Source organism: Dictyobacter formicarum, from assembly GCF_016587435.1.
The window spans coordinates 49,983-65,858 of the sequence record NZ_BNJJ01000016.1; the positions used below are offsets into that span (position 1 = coordinate 49,983).

General features: G+C 50.2%; 12 protein-coding genes. 6 read left to right on the top strand and 6 right to left on the bottom strand.

Translation table 11 applies throughout. The features are described 5' to 3' along the window. Nucleotides 1-31: 31 nt before the first annotated feature. Both JMI88_RS25600 and JMI88_RS25605 read right to left on the bottom strand, forming a co-directional pair. Nucleotides 32-370, bottom strand: coding sequence for a DUF5522 domain-containing protein (locus tag JMI88_RS25600; protein ID WP_201364802.1), 339 nt, complete (start codon nt 368-370; stop codon nt 32-34). A gap of 114 nt (nt 371-484) precedes the next feature. Beyond that, entirely contained in the window at nt 485-1,405 is a 921-nt protein-coding gene (locus JMI88_RS25605; protein ID WP_201364803.1) for an eIF2B alpha/beta/delta subunit family protein, read from the bottom strand. Between the two features lie 283 nt (nt 1,406-1,688). On the opposite strand from JMI88_RS25605, the gene pdxR reads away from it, so the two are divergent. From pdxR to JMI88_RS25620, 3 genes are all read left to right on the top strand, one after another. Beyond that, nucleotides 1,689-3,272, top strand: a complete 1,584-nt coding sequence (gene pdxR / locus JMI88_RS25610) for a MocR-like pyridoxine biosynthesis transcription factor PdxR (RefSeq protein ID WP_201364804.1) — start codon at nt 1,689-1,691, stop codon at nt 3,270-3,272. A gap of 183 nt (nt 3,273-3,455) precedes the next feature. Next, nucleotides 3,456-5,042, top strand: coding sequence for a gamma-glutamylcyclotransferase family protein (locus JMI88_RS25615; RefSeq protein ID WP_201364805.1), 1,587 nt, complete (start codon nt 3,456-3,458; stop codon nt 5,040-5,042). A 261-nt stretch (nt 5,043-5,303) separates the two neighbouring features. After that, nucleotides 5,304-5,600 (top strand): GYD domain-containing protein, encoded by a 297-nt coding sequence (locus JMI88_RS25620; RefSeq protein WP_201364806.1) that lies wholly within the window; start codon nt 5,304-5,306, stop codon nt 5,598-5,600. 62 nt (nt 5,601-5,662) lie between these two features. Here the strand turns inward: JMI88_RS25620 and JMI88_RS25625 are convergent, their stop codons facing one another. After that, the gene (locus tag JMI88_RS25625) at nt 5,663-6,694 is read right to left on the bottom strand and encodes a gluconeogenesis factor YvcK family protein (protein WP_201364807.1); all 1,032 of its coding nucleotides are present in this window, start codon (nt 6,692-6,694) and stop codon (nt 5,663-5,665) included. Between the two features lie 839 nt (nt 6,695-7,533). Here JMI88_RS25625 and JMI88_RS25630 point away from each other — a divergent pair. Continuing rightward, entirely contained in the window at nt 7,534-8,670 is a 1,137-nt protein-coding gene (locus JMI88_RS25630) for a tetratricopeptide repeat protein (protein ID WP_201364808.1), read from the top strand. A gap of 107 nt (nt 8,671-8,777) precedes the next feature. On the opposite strand, the gene JMI88_RS25635 is transcribed toward JMI88_RS25630, so the two are convergent. After that, nucleotides 8,778-9,743 carry an aromatic ring-hydroxylating dioxygenase subunit alpha gene (locus tag JMI88_RS25635; RefSeq protein WP_201364809.1) on the bottom strand — a complete coding sequence of 322 codons (966 nt, stop codon included), beginning with the start codon at nt 9,741-9,743 and terminating at the stop codon, nt 8,778-8,780. Nucleotides 9,744-9,920: 177 nt separating this feature from the next. Continuing rightward, nucleotides 9,921-10,775 (bottom strand): hypothetical protein, encoded by an 855-nt coding sequence (locus tag JMI88_RS25640; RefSeq protein WP_201364810.1) that lies wholly within the window; start codon nt 10,773-10,775, stop codon nt 9,921-9,923. Nucleotides 10,776-11,000: 225 nt separating this feature from the next. Between JMI88_RS25640 and JMI88_RS25645 the strand changes: the two genes are divergently transcribed. Further along, nucleotides 11,001-12,386: a calcium:cation antiporter gene (locus JMI88_RS25645; RefSeq protein WP_201364811.1), complete on the top strand. Its 1,386-nt coding sequence runs from the start codon at nt 11,001-11,003 to the stop codon at nt 12,384-12,386. 224 nt (nt 12,387-12,610) lie between these two features. Here JMI88_RS25645 and JMI88_RS25650 read toward each other — a convergent pair whose 3' ends face one another. Continuing rightward, nucleotides 12,611-14,890 (bottom strand): inactive serine/threonine-protein kinase VRK3, encoded by a 2,280-nt coding sequence (locus JMI88_RS25650; RefSeq protein ID WP_201364812.1) that lies wholly within the window; start codon nt 14,888-14,890, stop codon nt 12,611-12,613. Between the two features lie 456 nt (nt 14,891-15,346). Between JMI88_RS25650 and JMI88_RS25655 the strand changes: the two genes are divergently transcribed. Next, nucleotides 15,347-15,871, top strand: a complete 525-nt coding sequence (locus tag JMI88_RS25655; protein ID WP_201364813.1) for an NADH-quinone oxidoreductase subunit J family protein — start codon at nt 15,347-15,349, stop codon at nt 15,869-15,871. The last annotated feature ends 5 nt before the right edge of the window (nt 15,872-15,876 follow it).

Sequence of the window (15,876 nt, forward strand, 5' to 3'; positions counted from 1 at the left end):
GAGAGAGGACCAACCATTTGTTGGCCCTCTCTCATTTTTTATGCCCCCATCGTGCTAGCAGTAAGCTATAGTGGGCAATCATTTCTTGATGTCTGGCGATCTCTTCTGGTGAATTATCCTGGTGGAGTGCTTGCTCGTGGTAGGCCAGTAAAGCCTGGGCGCCATGTATCGATTTAGGTGAGACCCGTGTGCGCTTGATGCATTCAGCGGGGAGAGGCTGCCAGTGGGGATTGTTATGCCAGTTGATGTAAGGACAATTTCGGCAGCGGTTGGAGCAACAAAAGCCTCGACGGATAAGATAGCCTCGCGTTGCCACATATAAGCCATTCGCTGTTACCTCCCAATCCCCTTCTTCTTTCCTCAAGTACATGGTTAGACCTTTCCCTGTACCTGCTATGTACGGTTAGCTGGCACAGTTTTGCTGAGAATGCATCACTTGTTGAAGTATTGTAACTGAAAAAACTCGAACAAGGCAAGGTTGTCTCTATGGATGCCACTTTGCCAGCAGGCGTTCGTTGGCTCTGGTGGTGACTGCAATCTCTCGGATACCCCTCCGCTCCAGCAGACCATTCTCGGTAATGATGTGTGTCAGTAGTCGATAGAGCGTATGGTCGAAATAGAAGTTGCGCACCTCGATACCAACTGGAGCAGCGGCAAAGACTTCCTCGGGCTCTTTCTCCTCTAATAGTGCCATATTGCTGTTTATGCGCGCTGGATCATGTTCGTACCAGCGTTTAGGTGAGATCTTGAGTGTCTCACTTAGAACATAAAAAGGGATGCCATGTCCACGAGCGGCCCAGGCCAGCAAGGCGGTACCAGCTTTATTCAGGATATCGCCGTTGACCAGGATACTATCGGCTCCCACCACCACTCCCTGGCATTGCGGTAAGAAAATATCCGCCTGGGCATCGGTAATGATGGTGACGGCAATCCCTTTTTCATGTAAGGCTTGAGCCATAGCACGACCTTCGTAACGAGGACGGCCTTCGAGCACCGTCACGTGTTCGATCTGTTCATGCAGTGCCACTAAGACCTCCAGAACAGTTCCTGAGATACTGCAGGTCATCAGGTGTCCCTTTAAGTATGGGCGGCTATGTTCGGCCATGCGCTTGGTTGCTGTCTCATAGTCGTTTAGTAGCTGTTGGGCCGCCGCGGCCATGGCTTCTAATCCTTCTTCGTGTACCTGGATGACGCGGCCGACCGCGCTGGAGAGGGCTCCCATCGCTGGTCTTGCCTGGACCAATTGCCTGGCACTGATGGCTAATACACGTAAGCGCTCGGATGCAGGACGCTGCTCATCCTGAGCAATATCGCGGAGAATCGTAATCGCTTCTTTGACCAGCCAGCGAGAGCCATGCTCACGATCTGCACACACCTGCTGAATACGTTGTTCAACTGTTTCCATATACAAATTACTTTGCTCTCAGAAAATGATAAAGAGAAAAATTTAACTGATCCTGGTTATCGTTCGTCTTTTTGTAGGTTAGACGATGCGATTTAGTGTAGCATAATCTCCAGCCCCCTGGATACTCCCGACTGGATCGCATCGTTATTTTCAATTCCGCCGCTTCTGACTGTTCCCTTGCCCTGACAATTGGCTGGATGGATGTTGCTCTCAATTGGCTCTTGTGAATTGTCGATTGGATTGGTTACACTGTGAGTATCAACAGCCAATTGGGGGGGGAAATATGGGACAAGATCATGCAAGCCATCAGCCATTACCATTGTTTATGGCATCCATTCGTTCGTTTATTCGTCTTGAGCGGTCAAATGGCACTCCACTATACCGCCAGATCAGTCAGGGATTGCGCGAGGCGATCCTTTCTGGCGAACTGCCCGAGGGCACGCGTCTTCCTCCTGAACGTGCGCTGGCACAGGAACTGGGGGTGAACCGCACGACGGTGATGAATGCTTATAACGATTTGTCTTCTGAGGGCTTGATTGAAGGGCATGTGGGACGAGGGACGTTAGTGAAGCGCAGTTCTTTCCGGCCCGAGGAAGACTACTTTGATCAGACGACGCCTTCCTGGTTGCTGGGCCTGGCGGCAAATGAGAGTGCATTAATCGGGCCCGATGCGCGTGTGGTGAGCGAGCTGACCTCGCTTAAGGAGCGAGAAGAAATTATCTCGCTGGCTCAGGGGACCCCTCCTGTGGATATGTTGCCGGCCGAGTTGATTCAGTCGATTATTGCTGATAGCCTGGACGAAGCGCGACTGAGTGCGCTGGGTTACTGTCCGGTTGATGGTTTATTGAGCCTGCGGCGTAATATCGCTGCCCGCATGCGTAAGCGTGGCGTGCGCGTGGATGTGCAAAATATTTTGATCCTTTCTGGTTCTACACAGGGTCTGGGATTGTTAGGGCGTTTCTTGCTTTCACCTGGTGACGAGGTGGTGGTAGAGGTGCCAACCTATCTGGGTGCGATACAGATGTTTCGGGCGCTAGGTGCGCGCATTATTGGTATTCCCACCGATAGTGAGGGGATGCGTGTGGACTTGCTGGAAGCGATCCTGGCCCGCCGTCAGCCTCGTTTCATCTATACCCTGCCGACCTTCCAAAATCCTACTGGTGTGTTGATGTCCATTGAGCGTCGCCGCCGCTTACTGCAATTGGCGAAGCGCTATCAGGTTCCTATAGTTGAAGATGATGCCTATGGTGAGATCTACTTTGGCGAGGAGTCTCCCCAACCACTTAAAGCTCTGGATAACTATGGCAATGTATTATATTTAAGTACCTATTCGAAGATGCTGGCTCCCGGCTTGCGCGTAGCCTGGCTGGCTGCTCCCGAGCCTGTGATTGAGCGTATGGGCTTATATAAGCAAACCTTTGATCTGAACACTAATGCCATCGGGCAGTGGATTATTGCGGAATTGATTCGCCGCGATCTGCTAGATGAGCATCTGCAGCGGGCACGTCAGTGTTATCAGCGCAAACTGACTTTGATGCTAGACGCTATCGAAACCTATTGGCCGGCAGGCGGGCGCGTCTATCCACCAGCCGGTGGTATGCATCTCTGGTATCGCCTGCCCCAGGATATGCGAGCACGTCATTTGTTGCGTGAAGCGGCCCATGAGCGGGTTGCGTTTGTCAGTGGCGAATTATTTCACGTCGATGGTGGCGGGCACCACTATATACGTTTGAGCTTTGCCTCTCCGGAAGAAAAACATATCACCGAAGGGGTGCGTCGTATTGGCGTTGCTATGAGACGCTTGATGGCTCGTAGGACGCATTCAGAGGAGCAAGACCTCCCCATCGAACGCCTGCCGATGGTTTGACCCATCTGATCCTGACAATGCAGGTATTGCTGGCTCCTGATCATTTTTGTCATCCCGTTTTTTCTTTGCCCCATTAGTCCTATTGATTTGGTGGAGACGGGCATTATGAGTATCTTAGCATGATAGAAGCTGTAATTTTGATTGAACTGGTGGGCATGTGAATGGAAGGAGTTTGCAATCAAGATGGAGCATGAGCAGCATAAAAAAAACAACGAGGCGCAGGAGCAGCAAGAGGAAACGCAGTCGACAACTGTTGAGCAATGTGAGCAATCCGGTGCAGAGGTTGTGCCCGGTGTGCCAATTGTGCGTGGCAATACTCCGCGCCCGCTTTCTTATGAGATGATGATATCATCGGGGGGCCAATATCCAACTGGAATTCGATCCGAGGCCGTACCTGTGCCTCCTTTTCCTGCTAAAGCGCCGTCGGCCCCGCCGCTACCTGAAGAGATTAGCGAGCGCGATACAGAGAAAGCCCTGGCTCCTGCCTCTACCGGCCAATCCAGGCCCGTCGAAGAAGAGCAGGAATTTATCTGGTTATTTGAATATGGCCTGGAAATGGATTCCGCGATTTTAAATAGCCCTGAGCGCCTGGATGGCCTGGCTTTATTGTATGGTCCAGCGGTTCTCAAGGGCTATGCATTAGTGGTTGGCGCCCAACGTATTCATGGTAGCACTGGACCCACAATCGTGGCGATCAGTCCCAGTTTGGAACCCGACGCAGAGGTGTGGGGCGTGTTGTATCGCATCCCACGGCGTGTGTCTGAGCCGAATGGGAATGATCCATCTTTGCTTGATACTATTCATGCCGCGATAACGCCACAAAAATTTTTTAAGGGAGTCCAGGTTGTGGTATATGAGACCTACCGGGAACGTGAGATAACCAGTATTACCTACGTCGCGACTGATGTGGCATATCAGCAATTGCACTTTTCGCTGGCTGAGCAGGGAGATGGCGATCAGGCTTTTATGCAGCGCCTGGCAGTGATCGCGCGCAAGCATAAATTTCCCGAGAGTTATGTTGAGAAATTATTAGGGCCGCGTTTGAATCCAGAGGGCGAACACTTTGTCGGTCAGCGCTCGCGACGCGTCAGCGCCATTAACAGTGCTTCTGAAGAAAGTACCCTGCACAATAGCGCCCTCGGTCAGTATTTATCCCATTCGTCTCAGGTGGCTGGCCTGCATTCCTCGCATGTTTCGGAAGTACGTTCCACACACATACCAACAGATGTGTTACCTGTGCCGGGCAGGGAGACAATGTCCACGGATGAGCATAATACCGAGCCCCTGCCCGTTTTTAAAGAGCCTCTTTTACCCTCGGCAAATCTTATTCCACGCTCATTTATGTCGCAGTCTGCGTTGCAGACCCAGCGCTGGTTAATTACATTTGCTCTCTACCTGGTTTCTCTGTTGCTGATCGTGTTGATGGTAGCAATTATTCAGGGATTGGGCCTGGCCAATGGAATATTTAACCATAACTTTGAGCCTCTGGGTGTGCCCTGGTTGGTGATAATGTATGGACTTCTGGGAGGCTGCATCAGTTGTATTGTGACCCTGGGCCGCCTGCAGATAGATCGCCCACCTACTTTTATTGTCATCACCTGGTTTACACGCCCTTTTATCGGATCGGTGCTGGCGATCTTGAGCTATATTTTATTGACCAGCGGTATATTTGCCTGGAGCGAAAGTATGAGCCGCAATATTGCCTTTTTTTCCCTGATTGGTGCTCTGGCCGGTTTGTGTGAAGGGCGGGTATTTTTTCGGCGCTCATGATAGATTAGCGCAACTTGTTATATGTTTCTGTTCCCGTGTACAATTGGCATAGTCTGTGCTCTTGTCAGTCAGTCACGATCAAGCGTTCCACCTGGAGCAACACTATCTAGCCAATGCCATGTACAGATTGTTTATTACTAACCGGCCTGGTGACATGGCCGGGCGCCGCGACGCCGCACAGAAAGCAACAAGCACCGCAGGCGCGAGGCGTGAGAGCAAGAATCTGCCCGTGGCATTATTAGCTATGTTGGGAGAGGATGTATGCCAACCTACATCAGCTTGATGAATCTATCAGAACAGGGTGTGAAGGAGGCCAAATGTGCTCCCGAGCGCCTGCGAACCTTTGAAGCCGCACTAGAAGAGGCAGGAGGGAAACTCCTCGGTTTTTATCTGGTGATGGGGCAATATGACTACATCGTAGTTATTGAAGCGCCAGACGACCAGACGGCAGCGCACCTGATCCTGAAAACACTCGCCCACGGTAGCTTACGCATTCAAACGATGCGGGCGTTCCCACGCGAAGAGTTTGAATTAATCTCCCATGGATTAGGTTTTTAGATCAGCGATAGCCAGATAGCCTTCAATGTGCTGTCTGGCTGTCACTTATGGTCGTAAATAGCTTAGTCGAGTGTAGTATCAAAAATAGCCTGTACGACGCGCTCGGGATCGTGGCGGGCCAGGGAATCTCCTTCCAGGTTAAAGCGTCCAATGACTACGCTGGGCACCATGCGCTCCAGTTGCTCTTGATCGACTGGAACTGGTTCGCTGCCTTTCTCCCGATAGGCCGTTAAAACTTCTGGCAGAAATGCACCATCATTGAGCAAGACACGGTCTACTCGTGCCCCCAGGTAATGGTGAATTACATTGACAAAATCTGATGCTTTGTAGTGGTCAGTCTCACCATGTTTTGTCATGAGATTACAAATATAGACTTTTTCCGCATCAGACTCGCGTACCGCACGGGCAATCTCTGGTACCAGCAAATTAGGTAAGAGGCTGGTATAGAGGTCTCCAGGACCAATGATGATGGTATCGGCTCGACGAATGGCGCGTACTGCTTGTTGGCAAGCAGGAGCATCTACCGGTACCAGGCGCAAGCGTTGAATGGGTGAAAGTGGACCAGGATGTTTTTCTCCCCGTGTATCTATCTCTGTTTCACTGCATACTATCGTGCCGTCTTCTAGATCAGCGCAGATCGTGGTCTGCGCCAGGGTTACAGGCACTACATTGCCAGCGGTATCCAGCAACTCCTGAGCATCTTCAATAGCCAGCAAGAGATCTTCATTATTGATGTCTTGTAGGCCCTTAAGGATCAGATTACCCAGGCTGTGTCCGCCAACACCACCGACTATGTTGGATTCATTGGGGTCTTCGGATTGTTCAAAGCGGTGCATAAATACTTCTCGCCACAGGGCTCCATTGCGTGCCAGCGCGACCAGCGACATACGTAGATCGCCTAATGGAAGTTGTCTGCGGAACTCGTCCATGAGTCGGCGTGAACTACCACCACTATCCGACATATTGACTACGGCAGTGATATTAAACGGATATTTTTTGAGATGGGAAAGGAGTGAAAATGTTCCTGATCCTCCGCCGATAGTTACAATACGGCGTCCTGCAAATTGGTCTCCTGTGCGAAAATTCCTCGGCACTAGGTTTCTCCTTCGGCTGATTTCAGGTTCTTTATCCACAATATGTTCCTCTACAAAAATACGCATTATGTAAGTGCACAGCACAAGTTTTTTCAATTACACTTGGAGTGCGCACTGTATAATACGTATGGCGCTGTTGTTTTTTCGACATATATTTGATAAGCAAACATTGTATTATAAACAATCGGCGAAAATGATAATGTCAATATTTATCATTTTCAAAACAATGCTCTGTTTTCTTACGACAGTCTATCACGACAATATACCTCATGCAAGAAGTATTCTAGCCTGTCCTCTTCAGGAACTCTTTTAAGTAGGAGTTTCTGGTTACTAATGCAGAATAAATAATACTCATCTATAATCTATGTTGTGCTATTACGCAGCAAATATAGTTGCAAGTCAGCATTTCCTTTTATCTTATTTGAAGGATTTATCCTTCCATAAGTCCTATCTTCTTGTGTAAGGAATAGAACTACGCTATACTGTTGGCAACGGGAATCTCTTCGACACTTTGTGGGCGCGGTGTCGGGGGCGCAAGACTCCCGTTGTATTTTATATATCATCTCATTTTCCCGTGTAATTTTTCTTCTTCCACTCTAATACAATGTATATTCTCTCCTTGAAGGCTAAAGTTTCGATGAAAAATTAATAATCCTCATTTTTTTCTGTCTCTTAATAAGATAAAAATATACCTTTAGGATATTTTATTTTGCATAACGGTAGTTTGTTACACACATTTTCTCAATCCATTGAACAATATATCGCATCATAAGTGATATGTATACCTATGAGATTAGATGTGCTATAATTGCTCTTATTTTTGAGGGAGGAAAGCGCTTGTGACACAGAATGCGGATAACAAGATGTTGCTTTATCGTGCCAGACTCTTGGTGGAAGAGGGTAGATATGAAGCGGCTCTGGACGTATTGATCAATGTGCAGCTTGACAATGAGAAGCAGCGACAAGAAGTAGCGTATCTGCTTGGCTGGTGTTATGTCCAGCGCCAGCAGTGGGAAGATGCGCTTAATACACTTTCACCACTTCTAGTGGGAATGGATGAACGTTTAGCTGTAGAGACACCTCAGGAACGAGAGCGTCATGCGATGGCTTTGCTACGTTTGGGAATGGCTGCTGTGAACCTTTCTACTTATGAGGACGCCTCTCTTCATTTTACGCGCTGTTTGAAGGTGCTGCACGATCGGCGTGTGCATTTACCGGTGGTCCGTATCCATGCGCGCTATTATCTGGCAATGACATGTCTGATGCGTGGGTTGTATACGCTGGCACTTGAGCATTACGAGGAAGCTATACGCCTCTGTAATCATTATGGCAATGAAACCGCGCTACCCGATATTTATTATGGTCTGTGCGATGTCTATCGCTGTACCAACCAACTGCTTGAGTCGTATGCCGCTGGCCAGGAAGCATTGCGTCTATATATGGCGCGTGATGATCAGCAGATGGCGGCCCGCATGCATAATATGCTAGGGCATGTCTGTATGCAACTGGGCAATTATCGTGAGTCTTCTGACCACTATACCGAATCACTGGCGATGGCGACCAGCTATCAGGGGCCTACCCTGGCGATGCTAAACTGTGCTGCTCTGGCTGAAGTACGCCTGGCGGAGAAGCGCTTGACGGAGGCCAGGCGTTATTGTCAGCTGGCCCTGACTACAATGGAGCAGACTGACGATGTGCATATGCAGGGGCGTGTATATCATGTAATCGCCAGGGTGACTTATGAGGCGGCGCGCCAGGAGAAAGGGGCCCAGCACCGCAAGCTGTTAGAGGAGACTGTTTCCTGGTATGAGAAGGCAAAGACCTGCCTTGCTGCAACTCAGGCTTACGCCGATGAGGCTGAGATTTATGGTGGTTGGGCGCAAGTACTGGAAGAATTGGGCCGGGACGCAGAGGCCATCGAATGCTGGCGAGCTGGCTATACTGTGCTACACCAATCGAGAGAAGATGGAAAATAGATTGGCATCGGCTGCGGATATGAGCGCTGTTTAAGCAGATATCTGGCAAACAGGTTAGCTCATATCCTATATGGCTCTTTCAGAAGTGTATGATCAATGGCTGCGCATCAAGCTGTGCCAAAGCTCAATCCCAACTGGCTTAACCATTTGCGGTAGGCAATGGCCGTGCGGTCGGAGCGCAAGTGCAACTCCGCCTGCAAATCCAATGGCAGCAGTTCGGGTCGCTGCGATTCTACAATCGGCACATCTTGCATGGTAATCAGGTTTTGATATTCCTGGATCGCGCTCTCAGTGAGATTGTTGTAATCCACGGCTACATAAGCCCAGGCGTGTGAGAGATGGGGAGCCACTGGCGTGATAGTAAAGAACATGGCAAAGTGGGGGCCTGCCGAAGACTTAACAAAGCCTGCTGTTAGTGGTCGATACACGTGATATGTATAGGAAACATGCGCTCCCTGCCCGCTCCCATCCGGATCGGGTTGCCAGACAGTAATGTTGCTGGCGGTGATCCCATCCTCATGAATTTCCACCTGGTAATCGTTGACTTCAGTGTGCGCAGGATCACCCAGATATGACTGGTGCACAAAAGGAAAGTGCGTAATATCCAGAAAGTTTTCAATGGCTCGGGGGGCGCTGGCTTTATATGTATATGGTCCACAATGGACCTTGCGGTAACTGGCGTCATCCCATTGAGGAAAAAGCGGGATGTCGTTGGCGGGTTCTCCCAGGCAGACCCAGATCCAACCATATTGTTCGCGGGCCTGGTACACTTTGACCCGGGCGCGCTCTGATGGTCGCTGGCTGGGATGTGCCGGGTAACGTATGCATTGACCATCTTGATTGTAAACCCAGCCATGATAGGGGCAAGCCAGCGTCTCGCTCTCTACTTTGCCAAGTGAGAGCCTGGTGCCACGATGTACGCACAAATCCTGCCAGGCGCAAATCTTTCCTCTTACGCGCCAGAGGACCAGGTCTTCTTCCAACAGGCGGACCGCCATGGTCTTTCCTTCCTGGAGTTCTGAGCCCAGGGCGACGACATGCCAGTCGTGCACCAGTACTGGATCATTGAGCATGAAATTCCCTTTCCTTCCTCATAAGGATCGTCAAATAGGTTCGGACGAGCATGCCGGGGCATGACGAGCATGCTGGGGGGCATGATCTCCTCCTTGCCTCCGATTTCTTCCCTCGACGAACGATACCGCTCCTATCGTTTCGGAGCTTGCCTCCAATTTATCTCTCATCGTGGTCGCTTAAGGTTCTGGTTTCAGGCGTACCAGCATGGTGCCCAGCCAGATAATCCAGATCGCGAAGAGGAGAGTAGCAATAGTTGTCAGAGTGCTCTGACCACTGCCAGCGGCGCTGATTACGGCTATCGCGCTGATGCAGAGCATGGCTCCGATGAAGAGTGAAGCATAACCAAAGGCTACCCAGGCTCCTGGCCAGAGATTCTTGCCGGTGCGTGCGATCATGCCACCAAAGAACAGGCAGCCCAGACCAAGCATGCCAGTACCCAGTACATTGGTGATGATGGAAAATATGGGGGCGATCGTGATGACGCTGTTCTGTATGGCGGCCCCTGTGCTGCTGGCGACCAGGATGAAATAGATTGTGCTGGCTGCGGCGCCAATGAGATAAATTGAGAGCCCAATTAAGCCCAGCCAGGCCGCCAGCACAACAAAGCCCTTACCGCGCCAGGGATGCTCTGGCAGTCCATCCCCCTCTTCATCACCTTCGTCGGTGTTTTCTTCGCTATCCGTGTTGCCTTCCAGATTTGTTGCTGCCAGGCGCTCTTCTTCCTCACGCTCCTGCTGTGCCATCAATTCCTGTGCTACAATAATGCGATGCAGATTAAATGGAAACGAAATCAGGAGGAAAAAGGCGCAGAGCAAGAGTGCGCGATAGATCAAAAACGGCAAGCCATGGGCACTGATCCAGGTCAGGTAGGCCGTGTACCGTCCGGAGCCAGTGGCGTCGAGGGCGGCGCTAAAACCAGTGGGACCCAGAATGAGTACCTGGTAGAGCGGTATGACTAATAACAAAAGCAGGCCAGCGATGATGTAATAGATACCATTTGAGCGCAGCCTGGCTAATAAACTACGTTTCATTAGAAAAAACCTTTAATTAGTAAGTAATAAAGACAATGCTTGATACTTTTTTGTCCCCATTGAAAGTATGGCAAAAGTTTACTACTTCTGACAAGGGTCTTCAGAGATCTGTCGGTTTCCTGTCTTTTTATACCCCAACTGGCCAGGACCGCTGTAACTCTACAGCCAGGATGCGCGTATACAACGTATGGATTTTTATATCCAGGATTATTTGGGAGGAACGGAATGCCGCGTTGGTTATACTTTTTATTGATCTTTGCTGTTCTGGCTATTGCTTTTGAGTATTTACCTCTCCATGTGCCTTCATGGCTGCTCTTTGTGATCGCTGCTCTGGGTATCGTTCCACTGGCTGCTTTGATTGGTCAATCGGTAGAAGGGGTGGCAGAGCATACAGGCGAGCGTATTGGTGGCCTCTTGTTTGCTACTTTCGGCAATGCGACCGAGCTTATTATCGGCATTATCTCGCTCAGTAAGGGCCTGGTAGATGTGGTCAGCGCCACGATCATCGGTACGGTGCTGGGTAATCTCCTGCTGGTCTTTGGCGTCGCCGTCTGTATAGGAGGCTTTAAGAATGGCCGTTTGCACTTTGAAACACGGCCGGCCAGTCAGTATGCTTCATTGCTGGCGCTCTCGATTGGTGGCCTGTTGTTGCCCACGATTGCGGAACTCTTTGCGACGCGTGCCAATCAACCTATGGTTGTTGAGCGCGGAGTGTTGCTGTCGGACGTTATTGCGGTGATGTTGTTGATCGGTTATGTTACATCTATTCTCTTCAGTGTATTCCGCCTTGGCGATAAATATCAAGAGGATGAAGCTGAGATTGATCCGCTGGTGGGCGCTCGTTCGGCGGCTGCCATCCTGCGTTTGCTCTCTTACCGCCAGCATGTAGCTCAGAGCTCGGTGGCGGGCAAAAGTGGTGTATTGCGGCGTATCGATGGTACAGTAGATGCGATCGTTGCCCATGAGGCCAAACAGACCGCTGGTGTAGCCGGAGCCGAGCCGACCGAGGCGACAACTACCAGGGATGGTAAAAACCCTTCACTAGAGGCGACGCTCGCTCTCCATAGCAGTGAAGGAAAGCCAGCCGCACCTGCTAAAGAGGAGAAGAAGCCTGCTGAAGATGCTAAGAAGGTACCGTTGTGGCGAAGCTTGCTGTTGCTGGCTCTGGCCACTGTCGGCGTGGCCATCATTTCTGAGATCCTGGTGGGGACGATTGAGCCAATGACCGCGGTATTGCACTGGAATGCTGCCTTTGTGGGCCTGATCTTTATTCCTTTGATTGGTGGCCTACCGGAGTATTTCAATACCATTTCCATGGCTCTGGATAAGCGTATGGGCATGGTACTATCTGCCTCTGCGGGCTCGTCAATTCAGATTGCTCTGCTGATGGCCCCTATCCTGGTGTTGATCAGTATCTTTATGCCGCACCGCCTGGACCTGATCTTTAGCCTGGTTGAACTGGCCGTGCTTGCGCTGGCGGCTTTCCTCTTCAGTGAAATCACTAAAGATGGTGAGTTGGTATGGCTGGAAGGTCTGTTGATGGTTCTGCTGTATGCGATGATGGGCGCGACCCTTTTCTTGTTCGGAAATTCGCCGATTATCCCCGCCTGAACATTCTCTCCCATAGGGAAGAATATCGCTCGTCAAGGGCAAAATCGGGTGCAAGGCCCGAATCTATTGGCATCATGGTTCTTGAAGGTTCCATCGCATGGATCATCAAAACTCACAATGGATGATGACACCAATAGATTCGGGCCTTGCGCCCGATTTCTCGTTCGACGCATGAAAATGTTCGTGAGACGATGTTACCCTATAATGATGAGAGTCAGCCACTCTTATAGAGGAATTGAGAGTACATTATGTCCTTCGCGGCCGCTCTGGACGAGGTGAGAGACGAACAGTTCGATGACAAAGGGTTTTTCATACAGCGGACTGCGATTGTTATCCATGAAGAAGATGTGCAGTCGCTCGCGTCTTCCGCTGGGTCCACTGCTGAGTGCTTGCATCGGCATTGTTACCTCGGCGACATAGCCAGCTCCCGGAATGGTAACGTCGGCCTGCTGCACAATGTAGGCGTAGTTCTGATAGAGGGATGAACGCACCTCGATATGGACCGTTTCGCCCTCGCCTAAGGCGCTCAGTCCACCACTATGCTGATCGCTGTTGTCCTTATGGCGTCCCAGTATATTGACGCGAATGGAGTAGCCCTGGTTGGGTTGGATACGCATCGGCGTTTCAATCAAGGCTGCAGCGGAGGTGCTCTGCTGCGGCTCTCCCAGAATAAAGCGTTGGACCCGTTTCAGCAGCGATTCGTCCGGGTTTCCCTCGACCGTTCCTGTGCTATCGCCGCCCAACAATGGTGTTTTGGGTATATGTAGCTTTGGCAATGACGGCAGGGAACCGGTGATCAAATTCTTCAAGTGTGAAATTGAGGAATCTTTATGTCCGTGCTCGGTCTCATCATCTCTTTCAGCCTGGTCGGTTCTGCTGGTCAGTTCATCATCTGCTGGCTGATCGGCCACAGCGGCCCGAGCAGCCAGGGCTACTGTAATCGAGTCGCTCTTAATCAATACCGTCGACATCTGGGTAATATCCAGGGTAGGTGGAACTTCCGCTGGTTGCTCGTCCGGGTTCGCAGTCGCTGTGCTCTGCTGCTCCTGATCATCCGGCTTAGTAGTGGAGGCGCCCTCTTGATTGGTTGCAGGCTCACTGCTCTCGGACTCCGCAGGTTGTTCTTCTATGCTTATGCTCTCGTCCGTAGCTATGTGCTCATCCGCAGGTAGTTTCTCATCATTTTGCGGTGTAGGTTGGTTGGCTACCTCATCCACTTGAAACTGTCTCTGTTGTGCCGACCCTTTTTCCACTATTGCCTCCCCGGTTGGTATTTCTGGCAACTCTAGCTTATTTGTTTTGATCCTGGATAAGTAGCGCCGGGCCATACGGGCCTGAAGCGGAATCATCGAAATGGTTAGATCATCGGCTTCCGCATTGTCAGCTGCTCTGTTATCTACGTCAATTTTATTATCGGCCATGTGCGAAGAGATAGACATAGCATTTTTCTCATTGCTGGCTGATGTGTCGTTTGGTCCCGGCGAGCGATTGGTGATGGTTTGTGGTAAGAAACGCTGCAATGTTTCTGAAAACTCACTGGCACTTTGATAGCGAAGTTCGCGTTCCATGGCCAGGGATTGCATGACCACCATATCCAGCGCGCTATCGCTGTGTGCATCCAGATCGCGCAATGCCGGTAATGGGCGATGACGGCGTTTATTGGCGTCATCAGGAGTAATGCCAGTCAATAAAAGGTAGAGAATAGTACCCAGGCTGTAGACATCTGATCGTGGTTCGACATCACCCAACAGGACTTCCGGTGCGCAAAACGGAGAAGGATTGGCATGGTTCAATGGCTGGGGAATTAGCTCACGCAGTAGATCAGGTAGCCAGGCAATGACGAGTAGTGGTTCCCCGCTATAGTCATGCTGACTGACCAGGATTGTCTGAGGCTCAATCTGGCCGAGCAGGATTTCTGCGCGATGTAGTTGTTCGAGCGCTCGACTCAGGCGATAGATCCAGGCAATAGCCGTTTGCTCATCTGGTAAGCCAATGCCGCTCTGGAGTATATCTTGCAGGGTTGAGACCCGCAGTTGTGGCGCGCTGTTTTTGTCAGCCTCATCTTTTTTGGCCAGTGCGAATGGCCAGCCAGAGATGACATATAAGTGACCATTAAAGTAGCGAAGATCGACCAGAGGCATTACCGCTGGAATACGCTGGTGGCGTAGCACATCGTATTCATTTTGTACCGCCGCGATAGCCTGGGCTCGCTTCTCATCATCCAGAGCACTGATATCAATATCGTGGATGACAACCGGGCGTTGCTGCTGGGTGTCGATGGCCAGTAAGACCTTTGCTGGATGTTGTCGCCGCAGCAATGAAGTGATACGATAGCGGTCAGTGATATCGGCGTTTTTAGGAGAGGACTTATCTCCGCTATTTTTCTCGACGCGCTCACCACATTGCCCACAGAAAGTTGCTGAAGGCGGCAGTTCTGCATTGCAACGTTTGCATCGTACTATTTCAGGTTGAGTTTGGTCGAGAGATGTATGTGTTAAGCTCATGCCACAATTACGCCCTTTTAAATGAAACTATGTATGCTTACGACAAATTATAGCACACCTGTCGTACTCTCGTGTTACTTCCCGTAAGTTTGTAGGTACGATAGTAGTATACTTGTATCTGGCTATAGTAGTGCTTTTTTGACGAGGGACAGGGATAGCGCAAGGAACGGGTAATTGAAGATAATGCTGACCTGCTATCAAAAGGTGGAGCAATGGAACTTTTTTCCCCTTGTCACCAGCCTCTGGTTTTGTTAGAATCCCAAAGGGACTATGCACGCATTCTATCCTCCCCATTTAGGACATAGGCTTAACTTGTCATGTCCAGGGCGTCGTAGAATGAGATACAATACAATTAGCAGAATAAACCAATGTAAGGATGTGTAATCTTCTCCCTCTGGTTTGAGTCTGAAATTACGATCCAATAATATCTGATATAATCCGGAGGTATGTTTTTTTATGGATTTAGCCACCCTCTTGTTCTGGATCTTCGCCGTGATCCTGGTGGGTGCCGCATTACTGGTGGTGGGGCTTCGCAATATTGTGCATAGCGCTTTGGCTCTGGTTATGGTCTTCGCCATGGCCGCCGGTATTTATGTCTTGCTCAGTGCAGAATTTATTGCTATTGTGCAAATCCTCATCTATGTGGGTGCGGTAACGATTTTGATCTTATTTGCGCTAATGTTAACGCGCATTACAGGACAGACACGAACTAACCCGGCCAATAAGTTATGGCCTGTGGCTGCTGTGATTTGTGCTGCCGTTGGCGCGACGATCATCTACGCGGTGAATACGAGCCAGCATGCTGTAAAAAATGTTGTCAATGCGTCAGAGGTAGCAAAGCAGTTTCCCAACAACGTTGTGCGCATCGGCCAGTTGTTATACAGCCCTCATGATTACAGCTATGTGCTCCCGTTTGAAATTGCATCACTGGTATTGCTGGTTGCAATTGTTGGCGCAATTGTCATTGGCAGAGAGGATTAATGGGG